This is a genomic window from Robertmurraya korlensis (assembly GCF_023715225.1).
GTDB lineage: Bacteria > Bacillota > Bacilli > Bacillales > Cytobacillaceae > Robertmurraya_A.
Window position 1 is genome coordinate 264,565 of record NZ_JAMBNS010000003.1, and the last position, 21,078, is coordinate 285,642.

At 36.6% G+C, this 21,078-nt stretch carries 46 protein-coding genes; 2 read left to right on the plus strand and 44 right to left on the minus strand.

Annotated elements, in window-relative coordinates; genetic code table 11:
• Positions 1-23: 23 nt before the first annotated feature.
• The 44 genes from M3175_RS07790 to M3175_RS08010 form a co-directional block, all read right to left on the minus strand.
• Complete coding sequence (locus tag M3175_RS07790; protein WP_251517028.1) at positions 24-278, minus strand: hypothetical protein; 255 nt, start codon at positions 276-278, stop codon at positions 24-26.
• A gap of 35 nt (positions 279-313) precedes the next feature.
• A complete protein-coding gene (locus M3175_RS07795) occupies positions 314-640 on the minus strand; it encodes a hypothetical protein (RefSeq protein ID WP_251517030.1) in 327 nt (108 codons plus the stop codon).
• Entirely contained in the window at positions 640-1,212 is a 573-nt protein-coding gene (locus M3175_RS07800; protein ID WP_251517032.1) for a hypothetical protein, read from the minus strand. The genes M3175_RS07795 and M3175_RS07800 overlap by 1 nt, the downstream gene beginning before the upstream one ends.
• A 9-nt stretch (positions 1,213-1,221) precedes the next feature.
• Positions 1,222-1,581 (minus strand): hypothetical protein, encoded by a 360-nt coding sequence (locus M3175_RS07805; RefSeq protein ID WP_251517035.1) that lies wholly within the window; start codon positions 1,579-1,581, stop codon positions 1,222-1,224.
• Positions 1,574-2,008, minus strand: a complete 435-nt coding sequence (locus M3175_RS07810; RefSeq protein ID WP_251517038.1) for an HK97-gp10 family putative phage morphogenesis protein — start codon at positions 2,006-2,008, stop codon at positions 1,574-1,576. Before M3175_RS07810 ends, M3175_RS07805 begins: the two co-directional genes overlap by 8 nt.
• 6 nt (positions 2,009-2,014) lie before the next feature.
• Positions 2,015-2,323 (minus strand): phage head closure protein, encoded by a 309-nt coding sequence (locus M3175_RS07815; RefSeq protein WP_251517041.1) that lies wholly within the window; start codon positions 2,321-2,323, stop codon positions 2,015-2,017.
• A complete protein-coding gene (locus M3175_RS07820; RefSeq protein ID WP_251517044.1) occupies positions 2,310-2,588 on the minus strand; it encodes a phage head-tail connector protein in 279 nt (92 codons plus the stop codon). Before M3175_RS07820 ends, M3175_RS07815 begins: the two co-directional genes overlap by 14 nt.
• 11 nt (positions 2,589-2,599) lie before the next feature.
• Entirely contained in the window at positions 2,600-2,869 is a 270-nt protein-coding gene (locus tag M3175_RS07825) for a hypothetical protein (RefSeq protein ID WP_251517048.1), read from the minus strand.
• A gap of 14 nt (positions 2,870-2,883) precedes the next feature.
• Entirely contained in the window at positions 2,884-4,104 is a 1,221-nt protein-coding gene (locus tag M3175_RS07830; protein WP_251517051.1) for a phage major capsid protein, read from the minus strand.
• Positions 4,105-4,116: 12 nt separating this feature from the next.
• Positions 4,117-4,701, minus strand: coding sequence for an HK97 family phage prohead protease (locus M3175_RS07835; protein WP_251517132.1), 585 nt, complete (start codon positions 4,699-4,701; stop codon positions 4,117-4,119).
• The gene (locus tag M3175_RS07840) at positions 4,658-5,878 is read right to left on the minus strand and encodes a phage portal protein (RefSeq protein WP_251517157.1); all 1,221 of its coding nucleotides are present in this window, start codon (positions 5,876-5,878) and stop codon (positions 4,658-4,660) included. The genes M3175_RS07835 and M3175_RS07840 overlap by 44 nt, the downstream gene beginning before the upstream one ends.
• 19 nt (positions 5,879-5,897) lie before the next feature.
• Positions 5,898-7,583, minus strand: a complete 1,686-nt coding sequence (locus M3175_RS07845) for a terminase large subunit (RefSeq protein ID WP_251517160.1) — start codon at positions 7,581-7,583, stop codon at positions 5,898-5,900.
• Positions 7,580-7,942 (minus strand): hypothetical protein, encoded by a 363-nt coding sequence (locus M3175_RS07850; RefSeq protein WP_251517163.1) that lies wholly within the window; start codon positions 7,940-7,942, stop codon positions 7,580-7,582. The genes M3175_RS07845 and M3175_RS07850 overlap by 4 nt, the downstream gene beginning before the upstream one ends.
• A 119-nt stretch (positions 7,943-8,061) precedes the next feature.
• Complete coding sequence (locus tag M3175_RS07855) at positions 8,062-8,352, minus strand: HNH endonuclease (RefSeq protein WP_251517697.1); 291 nt, start codon at positions 8,350-8,352, stop codon at positions 8,062-8,064.
• A 41-nt stretch (positions 8,353-8,393) separates the two neighbouring features.
• Positions 8,394-8,603, minus strand: coding sequence for a YqaE/Pmp3 family membrane protein (locus tag M3175_RS07860; RefSeq protein ID WP_251517166.1), 210 nt, complete (start codon positions 8,601-8,603; stop codon positions 8,394-8,396).
• A gap of 792 nt (positions 8,604-9,395) precedes the next feature.
• Positions 9,396-9,938 (minus strand): site-specific integrase, encoded by a 543-nt coding sequence (locus M3175_RS07870; protein WP_251517169.1) that lies wholly within the window; start codon positions 9,936-9,938, stop codon positions 9,396-9,398.
• Complete coding sequence (locus M3175_RS07875) at positions 9,935-10,390, minus strand: ArpU family phage packaging/lysis transcriptional regulator (protein ID WP_251517172.1); 456 nt, start codon at positions 10,388-10,390, stop codon at positions 9,935-9,937. The genes M3175_RS07870 and M3175_RS07875 overlap by 4 nt, the downstream gene beginning before the upstream one ends.
• A 95-nt stretch (positions 10,391-10,485) precedes the next feature.
• On the minus strand, positions 10,486-10,767 hold the full coding sequence (locus tag M3175_RS07880; protein ID WP_251517175.1) for a hypothetical protein: 282 nt from the start codon (positions 10,765-10,767) through the stop codon (positions 10,486-10,488).
• Between the two features lie 17 nt (positions 10,768-10,784).
• A complete protein-coding gene (gene xerA, locus M3175_RS07885) occupies positions 10,785-11,774 on the minus strand; it encodes a site-specific tyrosine recombinase/integron integrase (protein WP_251517180.1) in 990 nt (329 codons plus the stop codon).
• 21 nt (positions 11,775-11,795) lie between these two features.
• On the minus strand, positions 11,796-11,966 hold the full coding sequence (locus M3175_RS07890) for a hypothetical protein (protein WP_251517183.1): 171 nt from the start codon (positions 11,964-11,966) through the stop codon (positions 11,796-11,798).
• Positions 11,966-12,211, minus strand: coding sequence for a DUF3850 domain-containing protein (locus M3175_RS07895; RefSeq protein WP_251517186.1), 246 nt, complete (start codon positions 12,209-12,211; stop codon positions 11,966-11,968). Before M3175_RS07895 ends, M3175_RS07890 begins: the two co-directional genes overlap by 1 nt.
• 33 nt (positions 12,212-12,244) lie before the next feature.
• Positions 12,245-12,586, minus strand: a complete 342-nt coding sequence (locus M3175_RS07900) for a YopX family protein (RefSeq protein WP_251517189.1) — start codon at positions 12,584-12,586, stop codon at positions 12,245-12,247.
• Entirely contained in the window at positions 12,586-12,816 is a 231-nt protein-coding gene (locus tag M3175_RS07905; RefSeq protein ID WP_251517192.1) for a hypothetical protein, read from the minus strand. The genes M3175_RS07900 and M3175_RS07905 overlap by 1 nt, the downstream gene beginning before the upstream one ends.
• On the minus strand, positions 12,813-12,938 hold the full coding sequence (locus M3175_RS07910) for a DUF3983 domain-containing protein (RefSeq protein WP_251517195.1): 126 nt from the start codon (positions 12,936-12,938) through the stop codon (positions 12,813-12,815). The genes M3175_RS07905 and M3175_RS07910 overlap by 4 nt, the downstream gene beginning before the upstream one ends.
• Positions 12,931-13,134 (minus strand): hypothetical protein, encoded by a 204-nt coding sequence (locus M3175_RS07915; RefSeq protein ID WP_251517199.1) that lies wholly within the window; start codon positions 13,132-13,134, stop codon positions 12,931-12,933. The genes M3175_RS07910 and M3175_RS07915 overlap by 8 nt, the downstream gene beginning before the upstream one ends.
• On the minus strand, positions 13,127-13,300 hold the full coding sequence (locus M3175_RS07920) for a hypothetical protein (protein WP_251517201.1): 174 nt from the start codon (positions 13,298-13,300) through the stop codon (positions 13,127-13,129). Before M3175_RS07920 ends, M3175_RS07915 begins: the two co-directional genes overlap by 8 nt.
• Before the next feature lie 2 nt (positions 13,301-13,302).
• A complete protein-coding gene (locus tag M3175_RS07925) occupies positions 13,303-13,803 on the minus strand; it encodes a dUTP diphosphatase (protein WP_251517204.1) in 501 nt (166 codons plus the stop codon).
• A 94-nt stretch (positions 13,804-13,897) separates the two neighbouring features.
• On the minus strand, positions 13,898-14,113 hold the full coding sequence (locus M3175_RS07930; protein WP_251517207.1) for a ComEA family DNA-binding protein: 216 nt from the start codon (positions 14,111-14,113) through the stop codon (positions 13,898-13,900).
• 202 nt (positions 14,114-14,315) lie between these two features.
• On the minus strand, positions 14,316-14,516 hold the full coding sequence (locus tag M3175_RS07935) for a hypothetical protein (RefSeq protein WP_251517210.1): 201 nt from the start codon (positions 14,514-14,516) through the stop codon (positions 14,316-14,318).
• Between the two features lie 22 nt (positions 14,517-14,538).
• Positions 14,539-14,775 (minus strand): hypothetical protein, encoded by a 237-nt coding sequence (locus M3175_RS07940; protein ID WP_251517213.1) that lies wholly within the window; start codon positions 14,773-14,775, stop codon positions 14,539-14,541.
• Positions 14,741-15,064: a hypothetical protein gene (locus M3175_RS07945; protein WP_251517216.1), complete on the minus strand. Its 324-nt coding sequence runs from the start codon at positions 15,062-15,064 to the stop codon at positions 14,741-14,743. Before M3175_RS07945 ends, M3175_RS07940 begins: the two co-directional genes overlap by 35 nt.
• A 188-nt stretch (positions 15,065-15,252) precedes the next feature.
• Positions 15,253-16,035 (minus strand): ATP-binding protein, encoded by a 783-nt coding sequence (locus M3175_RS07950; RefSeq protein WP_251517219.1) that lies wholly within the window; start codon positions 16,033-16,035, stop codon positions 15,253-15,255.
• Positions 16,019-16,840 carry a conserved phage C-terminal domain-containing protein gene (locus tag M3175_RS07955; protein ID WP_251517222.1) on the minus strand — a complete coding sequence of 274 codons (822 nt, stop codon included), beginning with the start codon at positions 16,838-16,840 and terminating at the stop codon, positions 16,019-16,021. Before M3175_RS07955 ends, M3175_RS07950 begins: the two co-directional genes overlap by 17 nt.
• Complete coding sequence (locus M3175_RS07960) at positions 16,827-17,033, minus strand: hypothetical protein (RefSeq protein WP_251517225.1); 207 nt, start codon at positions 17,031-17,033, stop codon at positions 16,827-16,829. The genes M3175_RS07955 and M3175_RS07960 overlap by 14 nt, the downstream gene beginning before the upstream one ends.
• A gap of 88 nt (positions 17,034-17,121) precedes the next feature.
• Positions 17,122-17,283, minus strand: a complete 162-nt coding sequence (locus M3175_RS07965) for a YqaI family protein (RefSeq protein ID WP_251517228.1) — start codon at positions 17,281-17,283, stop codon at positions 17,122-17,124.
• A 2-nt stretch (positions 17,284-17,285) separates the two neighbouring features.
• On the minus strand, positions 17,286-17,960 hold the full coding sequence (locus M3175_RS07970) for a Rha family transcriptional regulator (RefSeq protein WP_251517231.1): 675 nt from the start codon (positions 17,958-17,960) through the stop codon (positions 17,286-17,288).
• An 11-nt stretch (positions 17,961-17,971) separates the two neighbouring features.
• Positions 17,972-18,226, minus strand: coding sequence for a DNA-entry nuclease (locus M3175_RS07975; RefSeq protein ID WP_251517234.1), 255 nt, complete (start codon positions 18,224-18,226; stop codon positions 17,972-17,974).
• A gap of 157 nt (positions 18,227-18,383) precedes the next feature.
• Positions 18,384-18,545 (minus strand): hypothetical protein, encoded by a 162-nt coding sequence (locus tag M3175_RS07980; RefSeq protein ID WP_251517237.1) that lies wholly within the window; start codon positions 18,543-18,545, stop codon positions 18,384-18,386.
• Between the two features lie 44 nt (positions 18,546-18,589).
• Entirely contained in the window at positions 18,590-18,772 is a 183-nt protein-coding gene (locus tag M3175_RS07985) for a hypothetical protein (RefSeq protein ID WP_251517240.1), read from the minus strand.
• 27 nt (positions 18,773-18,799) lie between these two features.
• Positions 18,800-18,997 (minus strand): MerR family transcriptional regulator, encoded by a 198-nt coding sequence (locus M3175_RS07990; RefSeq protein WP_251517242.1) that lies wholly within the window; start codon positions 18,995-18,997, stop codon positions 18,800-18,802.
• Positions 18,998-19,178: 181 nt separating this feature from the next.
• A complete protein-coding gene (locus M3175_RS07995; protein ID WP_251517245.1) occupies positions 19,179-19,346 on the minus strand; it encodes a hypothetical protein in 168 nt (55 codons plus the stop codon).
• On the minus strand, positions 19,347-19,556 hold the full coding sequence (locus M3175_RS08000; RefSeq protein ID WP_251517248.1) for a hypothetical protein: 210 nt from the start codon (positions 19,554-19,556) through the stop codon (positions 19,347-19,349). It lies immediately after the preceding gene.
• A gap of 17 nt (positions 19,557-19,573) precedes the next feature.
• Positions 19,574-19,846: a hypothetical protein gene (locus tag M3175_RS08005; RefSeq protein WP_251517251.1), complete on the minus strand. Its 273-nt coding sequence runs from the start codon at positions 19,844-19,846 to the stop codon at positions 19,574-19,576.
• Position 19,847: 1 nt separating this feature from the next.
• Positions 19,848-20,057 carry a helix-turn-helix domain-containing protein gene (locus M3175_RS08010; protein WP_285852208.1) on the minus strand — a complete coding sequence of 70 codons (210 nt, stop codon included), beginning with the start codon at positions 20,055-20,057 and terminating at the stop codon, positions 19,848-19,850.
• Between the two features lie 234 nt (positions 20,058-20,291).
• Here M3175_RS08010 and M3175_RS08015 point away from each other — a divergent pair, with 234 nt between their 5' ends.
• Positions 20,292-20,669, plus strand: a complete 378-nt coding sequence (locus tag M3175_RS08015; RefSeq protein WP_251517257.1) for a helix-turn-helix domain-containing protein — start codon at positions 20,292-20,294, stop codon at positions 20,667-20,669.
• 100 nt (positions 20,670-20,769) lie between these two features.
• Positions 20,770-20,985 carry a helix-turn-helix transcriptional regulator gene (locus tag M3175_RS08020; protein ID WP_371321674.1) on the plus strand — a complete coding sequence of 72 codons (216 nt, stop codon included), beginning with the start codon at positions 20,770-20,772 and terminating at the stop codon, positions 20,983-20,985.
• Positions 20,986-21,078 lie beyond the last annotated feature (93 nt).

The window sequence follows — 21,078 nt, forward strand, 5'->3', positions numbered from 1 at the left end:
CAAGGCAAATAAAAAAAGCGATCTTATTCAGACCGCTTCATGCTCTTTAAAATTTCTTCAGCATCGTTAATAATTTCTTCATCCGAACGATTATCTACCGACTTAGGAGGCTGTTTAATTTCTTTGAAGTATTGAGCAAAGGATTTAAAATTTTCCTTAGTCATTTTCGAATAATCCACCAACCATCGTTCCCATGCTTTTTCTTCAAAATTCTTTTCAGTTGCTTTTTTATATAGAGAAAGTCCTTCTTCAGCTGATAAAGACATAATAAAAGACATGTCTCCATACCGCTTCAAAAGGGTATCATACATGTCTATTTCATCAATTTGGACACACTGGACAAAAAACTCTTTAGTCCTGGATGCTCCAAAAAACCCATCAGCAACTCCGCAGTTTCTTCAAGGTTCATTTTTTCAATGACTTCATTTTCAACCTCTTTTAAACTAGCTAGAAATTCTGTAATTTCCTCTTGTGCTTCGCCTAAATTTTCAATACAGGAAAATAAAAACTTAGCACCGATTTCTTTTTGCGAAGTTCCCTCCGTGGAATCAGCAAAAATAGCTCGTACTTGTCTACTGATACCAGCTTTTTTAATGATACGGATAACAGAAAAAACATCAGGAAACTTTAATTCTCTCATTACGCTACCACCACTTTAGGCCAGTAAATTTTATATGGAGAAGTTCCATCTTCACCTTCATGTCCAGTGAATACCACAGGTACAATGGCTTCATTTTTATCTGTGGTTGCAACTGTTAATCCTTCTAGAGAGATTGCGTTATCAATTACAATTACTACTGGGTCTGATGATCCACTTAAACGACCTACAAAAGCAATGTTTTGAAGATAATCAGATAGCTCAATTTTCTTCTTAGAAGTAATAATGTCATAGTTTGTATCTGAAGTTGTCTGTGAACCAGCAATAGCTAGTGCAATATTAGAAGCAGTTAACTCCTTCAAGTTTACAGTAAGAGTAGCTGTTTCTGAGTCAATTACTACATTTCCTTTTGTTGGTCCCTTTGCTCCATCTACTTCCAGATTTCGAATTTCTTGAGCAAGAGCGAATTCATTTCCTCCACTGGTTGCTCCTAACAATGTACCTGTAAAGTCCCCTGTCAGTTCATCATAAGTTAGGTTTTTATAAACAGCTCCAGCATTCATTAAATAATGTAATGGAGAATTAGCTGTTAATCCGCTTGTTTTTACTGGCATTTCGTTTCACTACCTTTCGTATAATCTTCCTTCAAAGATATATTTTCTACGGTTAAGAGTTGGATCATCGTCAACTAACGTTGTCATACGGTCCAAATAAAAAGTAACCGCCAATTTATCAACGATTACTGTTTGATTATTTAATTCTTCTTTTACTTCACCCATTAGTTGTTCTAATGCTGTTGTGTCGCTCGCATTGTCCCAACCATCCACATCTAGGGTCACTAATTGTAAGCCATCTTCTAAGTTTGTGATATTGACATCGTAGACTAGGTAAGGGAAGGAAGCAGTAGAAGAGGACTTCAGGAAATAGACTCTAGAATGGATGGTTTTCAGCTTGGTTACTATAACATTACGTATATCAATCATCGCCTATTTCCTCCTCTTCATTGATCAATCCTAATGCTCTGTTTTCATTTTCAATTGCACTAAGGTATTTCCCTTGAATTACTCGTATTTCACTGATATTTTCATAAACTGTATCACGCAATATGGAGCGTTTCGGCTGATTGTTAGTGCCTAATTCTTGTTCAACCCCATACCAAGTGTCGTGTTTTATACCTACAATTAGATCTGTTTCACGTTTTCTTACCCAGTATTGAAAAGCGTTCGAAATACGTTTCCCTTTTCTCATACCTGGCATTTTACGAGCTTTGTCTAACATCCTTCTTCGAACTAATTTGGCTACATCTTTTAATGCAGCTCTTGATAATTCCTTAATGGTATACTGCGCTCGATCAACATTAGAGATATACTTTACACCGTTTTTCTTAACACGTGTAACTGATTTAGGCATGGGCATTTAATTCACCCCATTTATTGTACTGGAGCAAATAAGTTCAGTTATTTCACCGTTTTTATCGTATACCCTTATGATGCTATACTCTTTGCCATCATAGGAGAGTTTAGGTTCACCTTGGTATTCTAGTGTCATTACCTCAAACATAAGCTCAGGACGCAATCCTGTTGCCTGTGCTTGGTAAAATTCTGTTTGTCTGATGGATTTCTTATTAGCAAAAACTTGTCTTGGAGTTTCAACCTCGATAATATCTCCCATGCTATTCTCTGTGGTTTCAACAGCTATTAGGTTTAATACATCACGAAACAGCATTGTAATCCCCCGATGAAGCAAGATGGTTTTTTAATGACTCATAAGAGATTTTCAACTTCTCGGAATCTGGATTATCCCATCCAAAGTTAGCCTTTGCATAAGTCTTGATTGCTCGTTTAATTAATGGATCAGAATCGTCATTAGCCTTAATAGAAGAAATGCCCGACAACATTAAGTCGTGTCGGGCTTCCTCAATTAGATCAAGTACTTCACTGTCTAAAGCAGTATGGTTGATTCGAAGGGCAATTTTTATATCCTTAAGCATTACTATACCTCCTATTCAATTGGAGGAGATTCTTCTAACTCTTCCAATGCTTTTAAAGCATTGTCTTTCCCTTTTACTTTCTCGCCATTAGGGAGCTCATAATATCCTCCCCCGACATGTTTAATGGCCTCTGGGTTTTCTTCTTCATCATCTTTGAATAGATACCCTTCGTCTTGCAAAAAAGAAACACGCTCTGAATCGTCAGACTCGAACGTGTCTCCAACTGAATAACCGATATGTGTATTTTTATCAATGAAAGCCGTAATTACTGCTAATCTCATTGGTTATGTCCTCCTTAAACCACTGCAGCTTTGTTAAGAACAACTAGAGAGTTAACATCTAAGACTTTACCATCCACAATCATAATAGCCTTAGTTACTAGATCGTCAGTCTCATTGTCCTCGTACTTCTTAACACCCATTTGGTAATTAGTGTTTAAGACGTAATCGCTAAAGTTGAATAAGAAAGCAAATGCTTCACCAGTTGTTGCGGTAGAGAAGCTGTCAATGTAATTACAAAGGATAACCGGACGACCAAGAAGAGTACGCTCTGGCTTTCCGTTGATACCGTAGTTAGTACGCGCAATAGGTTGTCCGTCAGCATCAACCATGGCCACATATCCCATGAATGTTTTCTTAGTCATAACCCATACTGCATTTGCTTCGTATTCAAGTGGCAGTGCAGCTTCTGCATCTGTTAAAGATTTGTAGTTTTGAACAGAAACATCAATAGCTTGTCCAGCAGCAGGAGTCTCTGTCAAGATACCTTTAGGTTGACCTGTACCAGAACCACTGATGATTGCTTGCTCGATTGCTTTAGTCATTGCTTCTACAACATTGTTGATTAATGTAGTTTCAAATACTGCAAGAGCCATAGTTTCCACTTCAAGTGAAACAGCTACAGCACAACGTAGTTTGTGGTAGTTGAAAGTAATGCTTCCAGTTGTTTTCTTTTGCTTATCGCTTCCAGCTCCCTCCGCTACCCATGTTGCTACTGGCTTTACAGAAGAAGTTGGAACTGTTACTCCACCCTTAATAGAAGTACGAGTTACAAGAGGTAAGATCATACCAACAGCTTCAAGTTTCTCGACGATACGGTTTAACACAGTTTGTGGAATGACAGAACCTACATCAGTTGTCTTAGTAATTGCATCAGCACGTAATTCAGTAGGAATTACTTCCCCACGAAGAACATAGTTCATGAATGCTTTACGGTATTCTAATGAATCAGTACCTTCTTCACGCTTCTCTTCTTGTGGATTGAAAGATTCGATACTACGGTATTCGCCTTTGCCTTGGTTAATATTTGCTGCATCCTTAAGAAGTTGTTGACGCTTTTCTAATTGTTGCTTCTCCTCGTTTAAACCTCGAAGTTCCTCTTCTAAGGAGTTTAAATCTACATCTGGAGAATCACCTTCTAAAACGCTACGAATCTCTTCTTTACGCGCAGTGATTTCTTGTAATGTACGTCCGAAAAATTGAATGTTTAAAGGATATAGTTTAATAGGTTGTTTCATTTGATTTCCCCCTTAAAGGTAAGTTTTTAATATCAGTTTTTTTCTTAAATCTTGCTGTTTTTTTGCATCCACATAGTTCTTATATGGATCGTAACCACGTGCACTAACTTCAGAATCTGGATATGCAGGAAAGGCAACAGCACTAACCTCTAATAATTTTGCCTTCGTTACTGTTCGAAGCATTAAATCATCATCTGGTTCATCAATTTCTTCGCTTATCATACTAAAACCAAAGCTTACTCCATCAACATCACCACGTTTTATTGTTTCGTAGGTATCATTTCCAAGGGTTGTTTTAGGTAAATCTAATTCAAATCGTAACCCTATAGAATCTTCAACCAAACGTAATGTGTTGTTTTTTGTTCTTCCTAAAACTTTTGAAGTATCGTGAGACCACAAGAAACGTTGATCATCTCTTTGGAGTGATTCTGAAAAAGCACCATACTTAAACTGTTCGCGAAACTTGCGATAGTATCCCATGACAACAGATTTCTTTTCCCACTTAACAGCGTACCCGGTAAGCGTTCGATTTCCGTCGTCATCTTCTCTAATCTCAATTTTGTTGGTTATCAGTTCCCTTTGTTCCGTTTTGTCCATTTGTCTCACCTCCTTTATCTCCTTTGTCGTTAACTAGAGCAGTATCCAAACGACGAATAGGTTTATCTCCATCTTCAATTGGTCCTAGGTTTAAAACTGCTCTCCATTCATTAGGAGTGAGAGAACCTCTATCTACCATCTGAACAAGATTTAACTTTGTGGACATAGAAGCGTACTGCAAACTCGAAGCTTCAAAAATAATTTTGTTTCCATGCCCTCTTTCAGTACGTGAAAAAAGCTTCCTGGTGTATTCACCGGAAAGCTGCATGGCCAAAGGTTCTATTTCAGATTCATAATAGGCATTCCATTCGTCTTCTGAATACTTTGACTGAATGATTTTTTCATTTGTATTAAAGAAACTATAAATACGTTGAGTCGTTTCTTTCATTTGTTCGGCATTTGGTACATAACTTTTTGGTTCTACTTGTTCTAAATCATAGCGTGGATCTGTATAAGCAGCTCCACCATTTGCTGCATTCTCGATAGACAAATAATTATTAGCAAACTCACTTACTTGTAACTCAACATCTTCTTTTTTGAGGACGCTCTTAAACTTTAGAATCCATTTAATGATTGCCCCGTTTTTTATGGCCTTAATTATCCCTTGGTCAGTGGTAGTTACGATATCCATGAGATTTGTTAGAGCTTTGCCTGGATGATCTCCAAATAAATCACTTTCATTGAAGTCCTTACGCAAGTGAATAATATCACCATAGTAAATGGTCATGTTTTTACCGTTGCGAAAGTAAAACTTGATGAATAAATCTCCCATTGGACCTTCCACAGCTTCAAGTGATACACAAGGTATCGGATAAATTTCTGTGGCATAACCAAATTCATCACGTTTGATTAAAGCAAAAGCATTGTTATTAAGTTCTAATTGAGTAGAAAGCTTTTCTTGAAGCATTTGCCCGGTCATAAACGGGTTTGGTTCTTCTAAGAGAAACCGAATACTCACATCTGGATTAATTTTAAAGCCAGTTGCATTGTCGCGAATATGTTTTGCAACTAATTTCCCTACTGCCTTTGCTTTCGGTCGAATACACGAGCGAATAATATCGCTTTCGTACATATTTCCATTCCACAAAAAGAACCCATTTGATGTGTCGCTTATTAGTTCATACCTTGTGGTGGTAGGAGGTTCTTTCTTTCCAAAAATACGATCAAATAATCCCAAATTCTCACCACCTTTCAAATTAAATCATGTTGAGATAATCATTTTTCTTTTCTTGAAGAACAACATACGCATTTAATAACGCTGCAGTTCCGTCAATTCTTCGACGTTGGTTACTTGTCTTATTTGGTTGTATATTAAGGTTTTTATCCACATCAATAGCCGTGTTAGACAAGCACCATTTGTCGATAGGATGATTGTTATAAATCACTTTCTTTGCTTCCAGATCGGCACCAAGTAATTTCATGGGCATAGATAAGGTTTGTTTACCTTGAGCAATAGGAATCATTGACTCGTATCCGAAATGTCCTTGCATTTCTTCTACCCAATACTTCGCTGACCATCTGTCATAACCAATCCAAGGTAAATAGATTCCATGATCATCACGCATTTCCAAAAACCACTCAGTAACGAATTTTGCATGTACACTATTTCCTGGTGTGGTCCTCATTAAACCAGCCTCATACCACAAATCATAAGGAATCTTATCTTCCTTTGCTCGTTGCTCTAGTAAGTCCTCAGGCAACCAGTACATTTGCTTCACATATATCTTTTCATCGCCTGGCATCATAAAAATAACCTTAGCTGCCGTTAAGTCGGTGGTGCTCGATAAGTCGCAGCCGCCGATGCCGTAACTAGGGTTTAATTCAGTCATATCAAATTTATGTTCGTTAAGAATCTGTTCAAATGTTAACCATGCTTCACTTGATGTTTCTCTGATATTGAAATCTTTCGTTAGTAGATTTTTAACTAAAAGTGAATTTGCTTTAGCCTTATTTACTTTTGTCCCTAATTGGTCAATTTTCTTTATGCTACCTAAGCCTGGATTCGCTTTTTTCCACTTAGCTGGATCCGTCCATTCTTCACGCTTGTCCAATTCGTAAATGATTGGAAGGAAACGATCATCCTTATAACCATCTGGATCATCAAATCCATTAAGAAGCATTTCAGCCTCATCATACTTCATATCATAAACGGATTCTCTAATGGTCCCGGCCGTAGTTATCATAAAGATCATCGGTTGCTCACGAGCCGATGTACCATCCACAATAACATCGTAAAGATTCTTATCTTTCCATGCGTGAATTTCGTCCATCATGGCCCCGTGAACGTTCAAGCCATCCAACGTTTCAGAATCAGACCCAAGAGGTTTAAACGAACTATCATTCCATTCGGATACAAGCTCGGACACCAGAGGTTTTATTCGTCTCAACAAAGAAGGAGATTTCTTTACCATTCGTTTTGACTCTAACCAAACTAATTTAGCCTGGTCTTTCTTAGTGGCCACAGCATAAACCTCTGAACCTGGTTCTCCATCAGCTACTTGAAGGTAAAGACCTATGCCGGATGCTATGGTGGATTTCCCATTTTTACGGGCGACCACAAGAAGTACTTCACGATACTTACGTGTACCATCGATCTTGTGAATAAATCCAAATGAAGCAGCAAGAAACGCTTTTTGCCATACTTCCAGCTCAATCGGCTTTCCTCCCCATTTACCTTTAGAGTGTTTGCAGAAGTTTTCGATAAACTCTATTACATGATTTGCCCTTTTAGGATCATATTCGTATTCACTCGAAGTGTCGGTAATATCTCCAACCACCTTTTTGTAAATACGTCGAACTTTATTAGAAACAATTTCCTCGTTTGATTCAATCTTGTTCCAATATTCGATAATAGGGTTATAAGCTAATGGGTATCTAATCATCTATCGATCACGAATCCTTCAAACCCATCATCTGTTGATTTTGGCTCTTCCTTTGGTAGTAAATCAGTGAGAGCCTTCATTACTTGCACATGGTTTTTTATCATCGTGTTATAGACTTCCACGGAAGATGATTTCTTTATCCCTTTTTGGTTGGCCCCGTTTTGGTACTCTTCGGTAGTTCCATTTATATTAATATCATCTTGCAGGTCCTCTAAGGTAATAGCCATGAAAGCAGCATTTTTTATAAGTGATTCCACAGCCTTCTTTTTCTTCGGTTCTAGGTTTTTGAAGAGTTGGTTAAGTCTCGATATTTCTCTCTTTATCCGTTTAAGTTTTTCTATCTTTTTTTCTTCATCCATAAAAACATGCTCCTTTCATAGCGATTTGACCTACACCCCTCATGCGCGCAACCCGTGCGTTCACGGAAACTTGCCCATCGGTCTTTTGGCTGGTTAAAATTTTGAGATTGATAGGGGGGCTATGCCTGTACTAAATCTCCGTTGCTATCAAACTTTACACCCTCAACCGTAACGCTCGTCATTGCGTGATGTTCTCTGTTATGACAATCTTGGCAAAGAAGCTCAAGGTTGTTGAAGTTAAGTGTTATATCTGGGTCATTGATGTTATCAGGTGTTATGTACTTCTTGTGATGTACGATCTTACCCGGGTTATCACATCGTTCACACAATCCATGACGATGAGTAAAGTAAGAAGCTCTACAATCTTTCCAAGCTTTGGACTTATAAAACTTTTGTGCATAAGGTTTGATGTTTCTCACCCCAAAATAAAAAGCACCTCATGATGAGATGCTTAGCTTTGTTTGCTATTCGCTTCTGCTATTAGTTTGGCTTGCTTCTTCATTCGTGCATCTGCATTCGCTCCATTAATAACGATCCATGCATGTATCACTCCAGGCAACCAGAAACAGATAGTCAATAAAAGATTAAGTAATGCTTGGAATGGTTTGCCTTTTAGTAAAACAGCAACAGGTGGCAAGATAATAGCTAATAGATATAACATGATGATTCCCTCCTAAGAATAATGTACTATTTATTTATTCTCTATACGGAAGGATATTCCTTTTGGTTTCACAAATTATTACTATCTCGATACTTTCTCAATAACTCACCACTATATAAGAGAAAGAAGGTAAAGATACATCCAGCATAAAATCCTAAGATTAGTGCTTTTACTATGTCACTCATCTTCTCTTCACTGCTCCTCTCTCCCTCTTATAAGTATCTTTTCGAATACCCATTAGATCCTCGATGTCTCTCCTGGATAAGTTCTCATTTCTTTTCACCTTAATAGGTTATTCTTTAGGTTTAGATTCTTTTTTATTCCTCGAAGCTTTTCTAAGGTTGTTCAAACGCTGTATGTCAGCTCTGGTTAAATGATCGGAAAACAACATACAATCACCTGCTTTGAATAAATAAAAAAGACGCTGCACCAATTGGTAACAACGTCTTCTTATAGAATTCTGTCGAAGGAAATCTATAACCGAATGTGAATCTTTTTCCGCAGTTCACATTCTTATCACTCTACTATCTTACCATGTATATTTCCAAATAACCTGCCAACCTTCTGCCTTTTATCTGCCTTTTGTCTGCCATTATTTTTAATTCCTTGCTCACCACTTAATTATTCTAATGAATTACTCATATCTTATATTTTGTTTCATTCACATAAACGCTGAAACCATTGATACACATGGTTCAATTCAACTTCTTAAAAACGAATGACACACTCGCTTAATATGGTTAATTGAATGAATCAAAATAAAAAAAGCTCATCCTACCTAAATAGGAGAGCTTAGATTTTAAATCCTCTGATTGCTTTGTTTTGGATGTCCTCATCTATTCCAATGTATCTTAAAGTAAATGCTGGGTCTGAGTGGTTAAGTATCTTTTGGAGCAAGGCCACATCTTTATATTTCATGTACATGTGATATCCGAATGTCTTTCTCATGGTATGTGTGCCGATATCATCTAACCCAACATACTCTGCAGCCTCACGTAGTATCTTATAAGCCATGCTTCGACCAATGGGTTTATTTATACCCTTTCGACTTACAAAAAGGTATTCATGATCTTCTTTTCCCTCAACATACTTCTTTAATTCGCTTTGTAGTTGAGTCGTCATATCAAAACGTCTCTTCTTACCTGTTTTTATCTCAATGATGTTAAAGTAAGACCGTTTCGTATCTTTTACCCTTAGTTGAAGAATGTCAGATACTCTAAGCCCTGAATTAATACCTGTCACAAATAACATGTAATTTCTTTCGCTTTTTTCTCTTAAGAACTTCTTAATTTCAAAGATCATATCAGGATCTCGAATGGGTTGGACAAAGTTCATGAACCAACCACATCCTTTTCAACGTACTTTTCCACTTTAAGAGCAAAAGCTAAATTGTAAAAGGCTCGAGCTTTTAATCGGTAATACTTCCGTTCTGACATACCCATTTGGTTATATAGTTCATAGTCATACACTTCATCTTCAAGATACCTTTTAATGATTAGTTCTCTCTCTTTGTATCTTAAACGATTTATAGCTCTTGTTACCCACTCAATGTGTTTTTCTTTTGCTACTTCATAATCAATATTTCCAATTGCTATCTGTTCGGTCTGGGAGTGGAATTCATTTGAAAATGTTGGAGGTACAAGTGAGTAAGTAGCTGTCATTTTTGGAATCTTATCTTCGGGAACTGAAAGCAAATAGATTCGGTAATTCTCCAATGCTTTTTCAACAAGTGACTTCGTTTGCTCTCTGTCGATTTCTGGTAATGTAAAGAATAACTGACTCACCATATGACCCCTCCCAATGGTATAATATTAATAGGCTGAGCTGGGAGAAATCCTGGCTTTTTTTATTATCTCATGTACCATTAACCTTTTAAATATCACTATTTTCTACGGCTCCTTACCTCATAAGATAACCACGATAAAACAGTTTTTATAATGTCTTCCAACGAATAACAAGCTCCACTTATTACTGAAGAGTGATATGAATAATCTTCTATTTCTCCTTTATACAAGTGTTCGGCTTTTCCATTATAGAAAACATGTAATGTTTGTCCATCATCTCTATTGAATATTACTTCCTTACCTGGTGCTGTCGATTTTATTTGTTCTTCAATCCACCATTCTAAAGGAGGTACAAATTCAAATATCTCTAACTGTTGCAACCTACTACCCTCCTAACCTACATAACTAGATGTTTCTTATGTTGCTCTCGTTTTCTTTCTTCGGTGATTCTGGCATATCTTAAAGTTGTATCTGGGCTACTATGACCTAATAACTCTTGTACAGCTACTAACTCAGCTCCATTATTAAGTGTCAAAGTAGCAAAGGTATGTCTGAGTACATGTGGACTAACCTTCTTTTCTAAACCAGCATCCTTTGCTATTTGCTTAATTTCTCTCTGTATTCCCCGTTTAGAAAGACGACCGTATGGTTTTCTTTCCGACACCATTAATGCCGGATCATCGTCCGTTCGACTCTTTAAATACTTCTTCAAGTGGTACATAGCCTTATAAGAAAGATAAACTTCTCTCTCCTTATTTCCTTTACCAATTACGTTTGTAGACATGGACTGAATGTTTATATCTGTTCTGTTTAGTTGATGTATTTCAGATAGACGACAACCAGTTGCGTATAACACTTCAATGAATGCTCTTTGTCTAACTGTTTTACACGATTCTCTAAGTAATTCAAGCTCTTCGATTGTTAAAGCTTTCGGTAATCTCTTTTCAGTCTTAGGTGGCTTTAGTTTTGCTGCAGGATCTCTGTTGATGATTTCTTCTCCTGCCAACCACCCAAAGAAGCTTTTGATTACTGATAACTTTCTACCAATTGTACTCATCTTTACATTGGTCTGTTGCGCAAGGTAATTACGAATGTCAGCTGCAGTAATATCCTTGGTTAATTTTTTAACTGAGTTTGCAAATAGACCTAACTCTAATCGATAACCATCTAATGTTAGTGGACTCAATCCTTCAAGCTTTTTGGATGAAATAAAGAGGTGAACCTTATCGTGTAAATCTGGATGAACCTCTTCTTCATCAATCTTCTGAATGTTGTATCTAGTAACAATAGCTGATATTTTATTTTTAGCATCATCAAAGGAAAAGGCTGGTACAATATCACCTATTAAGGCAGCAATCTCTGATATGAGTTGTTCTCCAGCGTACATGACGTTTCACCTCTTATATTCTTAAATTTGTTTCATATTTTCATAAGCCTCAACTAGTCTCATAATGTTTTCTAATTGCTCGTCCTTATTAGTTTGATGGTTTAGAACGATATTAATTGATCGCCTTAACCACTCTTTATCTTCCACTTTCGTATCACCTCCAAAAAGGTGTTGTTTTTTCGGAATGTGCATTAAGTAAAAATAATACCCATGACAATATAATCTTCTTTTTGTGCATAGTCGGTAATATAAGAAACGGTTACTTTCTCTCGTCTGCCTGTATACTCTTGCTTTTCAATATCAAATTCGTTTAGGAATAATTCATCCCCGACTTGGTAATCCCTATCATTTCTTCGGATTTCAAAAGTTTTTATTCCTTCTGTAACAGCTTCAAAATATTCGGGTAGTATCTTCAACTGATGTTTCTTGTTTTCCATTCTTCATCCCCCTTTATTACTGCGCTTTATGTGTCACTCGTACACATTTCCGACCACTTCACACATACTGGCGACAAATTCATTTAGGATTCTCCACTCATCATCTAAGCAGAATGAACCTTCTCTGAATACAACAGTTGATTCGGAGAAAATTTGAGGTTCATCCGGTGGATCAATAAGCCAATCTGGAATCTTAACAATGTCGTTCTCGTAAATTTCAGTTCCGTTTTTATCTAATAGACCAGTAAACTGATTAATGTTTTTACAACTGCTCAACAAGTGGCTAACTGGTGCATATTCCTCAAATGCTAATGAATCACCAGGAATCATAGTATTGTTTTCCTCGTCCCAGGCTCTAAATTTTATAACCCTCATTAAATATCTTCACCATATTTAATGGATTGCTTATGCCATGGGCTGTTGGATTTAGGTTTATGATTAGGAGCTGGCGGTTTCATTTTCTTCTCTTTTACTCTTCTGTACATTCTTTCTTCGACACCTGCATAGCTGTCTTTTTTGCTTATTGGGATTATGGGATGTTTTTTAATGTACTCCAAACGTTCTTCCTCGGTCATTTGCCAAGTAATCACTGGGCCATTAATCATTTCAAAACACCTCTTTTAACGAGAATATTTCTAAAAGCTTTATTTAATTGTTCCTGTTCGGCTTGTTTTTTCTCACGAGATAATTTATCATCTAATCTTTTTTTGCGATTAACTCTAGCCATTAAACTTCGTCCCCCTTTTGCCGTTCTTGTAGTGAGGTTTCCGGTCCCTCTCCAATTCTTCCTTTAACTTCCTAATCACCCTTTTTAAATGGCGAATTGTTTTATCCTTATTGATATTTGCTCTTCTTAGCTGTTTATTTTGCATGGTTACATTTCCAAGTTTGTCTATTAATGCTTGATAATCGATGTCATCCATGCTTTCTCCCCCGTAACTTAGGAATCTCGGTACCACCTAATCTCTTACAATCAAACCCTATGTGATTGCTACAATGTTTGTAGAGAGAATACCTAGTTAGACAAGACATTTTCTTATCTTCTTTAATCATCCATGGCTTACGATCGTCAGCGATGAGCACTTTCATGATTAGTAACCGTTGTCTTGTCTTAGATGATTAACCTCATTTTTCTGGACGTATGCTTGTTCAATTTGTTCCCAAGTAAATCCTAGTCGTCTACCAATGTGAAGGAATGTATCAAAAATATCCTGGTATGAATCAGTCACTCTTCTTTCTTCTTTCCCGTAAGAAGAAACTAAGAAATTCAACTCCGAAACTTTATAGTACAAATCAATAAACTGAATAGCTGGTTTACTATGGTACAATCCTGGAAGATGCTCTGGGATATAATCTAATTCCAGTCCTAATTCAAAAACAAAATGTAAGCCGTCAACATATTCCTTTAAGGCCTTCTCATGGTTGTTTTTTTTACCCTTACTCCAAAACTTAAATATTTCTGGAAGCTCATTTGCGCATTCCCCTAATTCCACTAACAGAGCGAGAATTAACTTGTTAAAACGGTCTGGTTCTGTATAGTTAATCCGATCTCGTAATATTTTTTGAATTCCAAATAGCTTATTTATGTTCATCTAGGTATCCTCCGATCTATTTCAAGTAAAGCAGCATATCTATACTTGTCTGAATATCTTGCTAAAAAATACAACTGTCCAAGAGTGAGTATTTTCATCTCTCCACCCTGTATTCAGCACCAAGGTGATTTAATATCTTTTCTATTGTCTTTGGTCCAATGCCTGGCACCTTACCCAAATCCTCTAACTTATCAGCAAAATGCATGCAAGCACTATACTTACCTTGTTCAAACCCAAACTTCGAACCAATTTGTATGCCTATTTTCTTGCCTTCCTCATACTTCTTTTGAAGGAGTGGATTCTTGCTCATTTTTTACCACTCCCCTCGGAATAACATGTGCTGCATGTACCCTCTACAGCAAAACCATTAGGCTTTTTACAATTCGGACATACAGGAGATTTAGATTTCCAAGTCACCCGACAAGGAATACATTCCATCAAGACCATCGGATAAGCATTTGCATAAAACTGACCTTCCTTTTTACATTTAGGGCAAGTAGGATTCGCCATATTTACCACCACCTACTACTATCTGAAGTAATATCAATTTCTCTGAAAGCCTGAAGTGTTAACTCATACTTCAATTCGTCATAATCCATATCATGTACGGACTTTCCGCTTTGTCCTTTTGTAACTCCAGCTTTAATTAATTTATCTAGAACAAATTGTTTTTTAATTTCATTATGTTGTTTTACAGAGTTGTAAGTTTTCATATACATCAACTCCCAATGGGCATTATTTTGCCTTCAACATTGCGTCATAACGCTTTTCAATATCTTCTAAACGCTTTACCTTTTCCATGAGCTCTAAGTTCTCCGTAGCCATGCTCATAAAAGATTTAAAACGAGATTTTTGCTTTAAATCACCAATTGTTTGATGCTGCTGTTCAACTGTTTCCATCATCCATTCCAGATCCTCAAAAGTCATACGACCGTTTTTATAATTCAGTCTGATTTGCTTCATTCTTTCCATGGCTTGTCCCCTCCATTTTTAATACGCTAAGGGCCATTGAGATGTAGAATCTTGGATTTGATGCTTCTTCCCCTGCTTCGAGTATTTTAATCAAATCGTTCTTTCGTTCCATTTCGCATTGGATATATTTCAGTCCATCAGCCATTTCTTCTAAGAACATTTCTAACCAGTTATAATTGTCCAGGTGACTCAATGGTTTTCCGTACTTTTGAACACCAACCATATCCTGTCGGTGCATGGTTTCAATCATGGTTGCTACTGCTTTATTGGTAATTGGAAACTGACTCATGTTTTCTCCTCCGAACTCTTTCTTTAGCAACTGCTATTTTTTCACGTAATCTAGTCAAATCTTCAATCCATTTTTCTTCTGGTAAAGGTCCGCATTTGGGGCAAGGTTGAAATTCTATGGAGAATGAAGTGATACTACGAACCACATGTTTTCCGTTGCATAATTCGCACATATAGTTGTCTCCCAATCTAAAAATCTTGAACTCTCATATCCTTGCCTTCAACAATGATTAATTTGGTTCCCTTCATCATTCGAGAAACAATTCTTCCCCCGTTTTGCCCGTACTTCTCAGATAATTCACCAGATCCACAGTTAGTAGTTATTACTTTAGGTTTGCTAGTCCTTGCAGAAAACATCTGAAAAAGAACTTCTCCTACCCAACTTTCACCTTTTTCATCCGTCTTTACTCGTTCAGCTCCCAAGTCATCGAATATTACTAAGTCAGCTGCTTCAATTGCATCAAATATCTTATCTGGTGATTCTTTTTTATTACCGAAAGTGTTTTTAATTTTGTTCATTAAAGTTGGAGTGTCGATGTAGATCACCGTGAAATTCTTACTTCTAACACCGTCTGAAATGGATTTAGCCAAGTGTGACTTACCTACTCCATAAGGACCTTTTAGGATTAGAGAATTCCACCCATCAATTTTTGAGAAGTTATCTGCATACCATTTTGCTTTTTGAAGTGCATCTGATTGAGTTGGATGATTTGGTATGTAGGAATCAAAGGATGCCTTTTCTAAATCGAATGGGACTAAACTGTATTGCTCATAAATGTATTCATGTTTCTTGCTATCAGCTTTCTTTACAAACTCTTCATATTGTTTCTTCGTTTCAATATTGATGCAGTTTAGGCACTTGCTTACTGGAATTACTTGATCACCAACAATTCGCTCCATCATAAGGACTTCATTACCGCAATCATCACAAACACGAGAACCAACAACTCTAATTTTAGAAAAGCTTGTCATAATCTCCTGGAGGCTTTTTATCTTGATCACCTACTTTCTGATTCAAGTAGCCTTCAAATTTAGTTCCAAATAATGTTTCAGGTCGTAAGTAACGGCTCATTTCCTTATGCTTTAACCATTCATTTACCTTTATATCGATTACCTTCTGGAAATCTTCTAAACGGAAGCCTTCTTTCCATCGTTTACGAATGAGCTCTTGTGTCTTAGTTGTGGTATATCGATAACATGAGTCGGACTTCTCATTTAGATACTCGATAATTTCTCGGAATGGAGGCGAAGCGTGAGTTTTTATTTCTTCTTCTTTTTCTTCTTCTTTTTCTTCTTCTTTTTCTTCTTCTTTTTCTTCTTCTTCCCCACCTAGCGTGGACGCATCGTTATACGTACCGTGGACGGTTCGTGAAAAAAGCGTTGCAATGTCCTCATTTGGGATATGTGAGATGATTTCGACCAGTAAGTTCACGTCTTTTACTTCCTGTAACTCCTTCTTAATACAATCAATAACCGGTTTACCTGCATTAGTTAAGTTGTGCTTTCCCCAGTTGTTGATAGCAATTTCTCTGGTCTTCTCGTTGTATTTAATTAATCGATGAACGTTTATAAATCGATCAAGTAAACTACTAATGGACTCTGTTGAATACCCTAGATCAAAGGCCATTTGTTTTTTAGTTATTTGATAGACACCAATTTGGGTTGTATTAGGATTTGTTAAAAGATATAAGTAAAAATACTTATCTTCTGGAGTTAATTCTTCAAGTACTCTTGAATCTTGCCAGAAGGTGGTTTGAACCTTTCTAAACTTTGCCATTCCTTTTTACTCCTTTCTCGGGAACATCTATTCTTACGCAATGAGCAAAACGATTTTTTATCGTCTTGACGGAATAATTTGGATAAGCAGTCATATACTTTAGTACAAGCTGTTTTAAGTGTTCATTATCTTTTGCTGTTTCAAATATCCAGTTTGGCAGCAAAACTTTATACACATCGTTTTGATCAATCATTACAAACCTCGTTTGCCTTACAATCTAAAAGTAAGGTATGATAATTTATGATGATACTAGTCTTGGATGGCTCTTGTTGCAGCAAGAGTCATTCTTCAACTTTCACTACTTTTTGTTTAGCTCCATGAAATTCTTCAAGATAACGAGCAGCATTACCAATTAAAACGACTTCTCCGTTAATTTCTAAAATGACGTCACCAACAAAAATGTCATCACCACATGCATCGATTCCACAATATATTTCACTCATACCTACACCACCTTTTTTGGCACCCATGCCTCAATATATCTAAGTGCTGACTGCATATCTTTACGTTTGATATCCTTATAGCTTCCAACTCCGAAACGGTCTTTAATTTCTCTGTAAATCTCACTAAATAACGCAGGTCTTAAATCAGGATCATGTTCTAATTCATATACTTTATGGCCGACAGCTTTCTGGACCCGTCTTTGTTCTCCGTGATCAAGCGTGATTTGTTGTTCCACCATGTTCCGAATTTCCTTCACTTCTCCTTTAACCTCTGTGATTTCCTCAGCTGTCTCTAATGACAACTTAAGAGATGCTACTAACTGTTCTCTTTCACTAAGAGGACGAACACCACGCAATGTATCTCGCATTCTATGAAACTCCTCAATAAATGCGACTTTCATCTTCATTGCCTCTGGTGTTACATACGACATAGCAATTAAAGTAAATGCTGCTTCTGTTAAAATGTACTTTTCTTGAAGACGACCTCTAGAATCTCGATAGTTAATGCGCTCAAAGTTGAGCGTATTAAATTCACTTTCGTTTGCTTCACGTAATTTATCCATTTGAACTTCAATATCTCTTTTTACATTTCTGTGCTCTTTACCAAAGACATCTGCGATAGTTAATGAATCAGTTACCACTTGATTGTTTTCAATAAAAACCAACTGGTTATTCATAATGCTCCTCCTCACCAATGTTTATTAAGATTTTTGTAGTACTCGTACAAACCGGCTTTGCGTAATTTCCGCAGCTCCTCTTTTATCGCATTTTCTGTTTTACCTAAAGCTAATGAAATGGAAAAACGGCCATCATGCTCGTAATACTTACAAAGGTACTCTCTCTCTAATTCAGAGAAAGGCTTCCCATGGTTCTTATGAAACTCCGGATGATATAACATGTGTCCTCTCCGATCATATTGGATATCATCCCCTTGCAACTCCATCACCTCCTTTAAAGTCCTTTCTTTGCATCTTCATAACCTTTTTCATAAGATCCTGCTGCACATATTGCCATCCCAAACGCACCGACCATTCCGCTGAATATACATGCTAGGATGAAGATCACTATTTCGCCTCCTTTACGTTCACTACATCCTCGAACTATGCATTAAGACTTGTAATTAATTCATCAACCATTTCATTTATTTTTTCTTTCATAACACCAATTGCCACAACCTTAAATTCATCTGTCATTTCAATGTTTTCAACTGTATCGTTAATGTTTTTCACTTGTTGTAATAATCTTTCTTGAACTGTTTTCATAATAAAATTCCTCCTAGTCTTATGTCGTTCTTTCTGTCGATTGGTTATTTCCTTTCGTCATATTTGTTATGAATAGTCATACTTTCTAAACCGATAGCCAAAATTAACATGCTACCCATAAGAACTGTAATCAACGTATTAATATCACCACTTAGAAATTCAATAAGTACATGTATTAACCACGCAACTTTAAAACCAATTCCGAAGTTTGGATTTAATATTTTCATCAATTGTTTGCTCCTTGTGTCGATTGACTACTCATCATCTTCCACGCGAAACACCTCTATGTAGTTTCCGGATGAACTTTTAGTCATTCGCTTTTTATAAACTGGAGTCATATAGAATCGGATCGTATCTTCCTTAACTCCTAACTCTTTTGCACACTCTTTCACGGTACCTAAACAGATGAAATCATCACCTTTGTAGATTGCATAACATCCAGCCGACTTCACTTTGCATCACCTTTCTTAGGAAAAGAACCAATCAAGATACCACCAACTAAACAAAGAGTCATTAAGAAATAGATAGCTACCGGATTCATTGAGCAAACCTCCTATTCTGGTAATCTAGTTTTTAGAACAAAAACTGTTAGTCAATTTTCGCCATTTGGCTAAAAGGAAAGCCCATTCAGGCTTAATTGTTTTCTTGAAAACTTTCTACGTGTTTTTTCAATTTTTCATAATCGCTATCATCATCTCTCGTTTCTAAATGAACGAAAAATCTTGCTAATATTCTTGCTTGTTTGTCTAAATCAAGATCAGTTGGCTTATCGAAAAGTTCATCCCATCTTGTTTTTGACATTTATTTGACCTCCTTCACGCGATTTTGAATACCTACAGCTCTATCTCTAGCTATGACTGTAGAACGGATAATCTTCTCAATCATTTCTGTTTTGTTCATGTCTCTCACGAAGACTACATGTTCCTGGGCTATTGCTTTAAGCTCCTTCACTTTTAACCCTGATAAATACCTTCTAGCTGTTTGCTCATTTGGACATTCAAGCATATTCATGGTGATCAGGCTCCTTTTTAACTACTTGGTTGTTCTTTGGCCCATTCCAATAGGAACTTTTCACATTCAGCAGCTGGAAATAACCATTTGCCTCCTCCTGCTTTGAACTTCGGAAAGCGTTGATCATAGAAGAACTTTTCTTTAACACTACTTTCACTTAAACAAGTTTGACGACAAAGTTCTTTCATATCCCAAAACGTATGTCTTCTTTCTATATTGGCTAAACGCTTTTTTAATTCTTCGGTAAAGCGTTGCTCCAGCTCCCTTTCATCTAGTTCTATCGTAAGCACCTTACATGCTCCTTTCTATTTTGTTTGTGGCTTTTTGGCTTTCAACCCAATTAAGAAAGTCATCCTTATAAACGCGTTTGTTTCCTCCGATTGCAATTACCGGAAATCCTTCCACTTTAAAAAGTTCATATGCTTTACTTTTGCTGATATTTAGATGTTGGCAAATATCACTAGCAGTTAACACATGAGGCAATTCAAAATTTTTTTCCAAGTTTTTCACCTCCGTAATTAACCTATTGGTTAACCGATGTTTAAAAATTTTTTCGGGTTAATTTAACTAATTAATTAACCTATAAGTTAATATTAATCCATAATTTCCACATAGTCAATTAATTATTATAAATATTTTTCAGTTTTAAGAAAATAATTAACTTATGAGTTAATTTAGGCACGTTGAAAGGGGTTGTTGACTATAGTAAATTTATTTTAGAAGGTGGTGTTTTGTGTGAATTTCGGAAGGAATTTTATCAAAGCCAGAACTCGAAAGGGAATGGATCAGAAGGATGCAGCTGCGGCTTTGGAAATAAGCCCTGCTTTTTTATCGAAGGTGGAGAATGATAAATCAAAACCAAGTATCGATTTAATCCTGAAAGCTTCAGAACTATATAAGGTTGAACCTGGTTTCTTTTTTGAGGGGCAACAAGAGATAGATTTAAGCTCTCTTTACACAGAAAAAAATAAGGCGTTTATTAATGACTTAAACGACCTTACTGATTCTCAATTAAGAGATAAGTACAAAATTCAACTGGACGGAAAAGAACTAAGTGAAACCGAGTTAAAAGGCATCATGGCTTATGTACGGTCTCTGCGAGCGATGGAGTAGTATTCTTTTTTTGTTCTTCAAGTAAAACCATAATAATTTCGGACAGATTAATTACTTCTTTCGCCATGATCAACATCAGCTCCTAAAGGGATGAGTAGAGGTGACTTACGCAGTCGGTAAGTGCCTGCTCCTTAAACATTTACACCGGAATGATTTAACCCAGGTGGAGTTTGCCGAACTGATGGACGTAAGGCCACAAACTGTTAACCGCTGGGTAAAAGACCAGGCTGTAATGGATTATGAAAATGCTTATAATGCTTCCGTAATTTTAAAATGTTCTATGGAAGAACTATATGAGCATCGGAGTAGGCGTTAAGAGTAGACAAGTTTTTGTCTGCTCACTGGCTAAAATCATCTTTGTAGTTAACTTTGAAAATATTCTAACATACTTTTTATCGCAAAATATGTC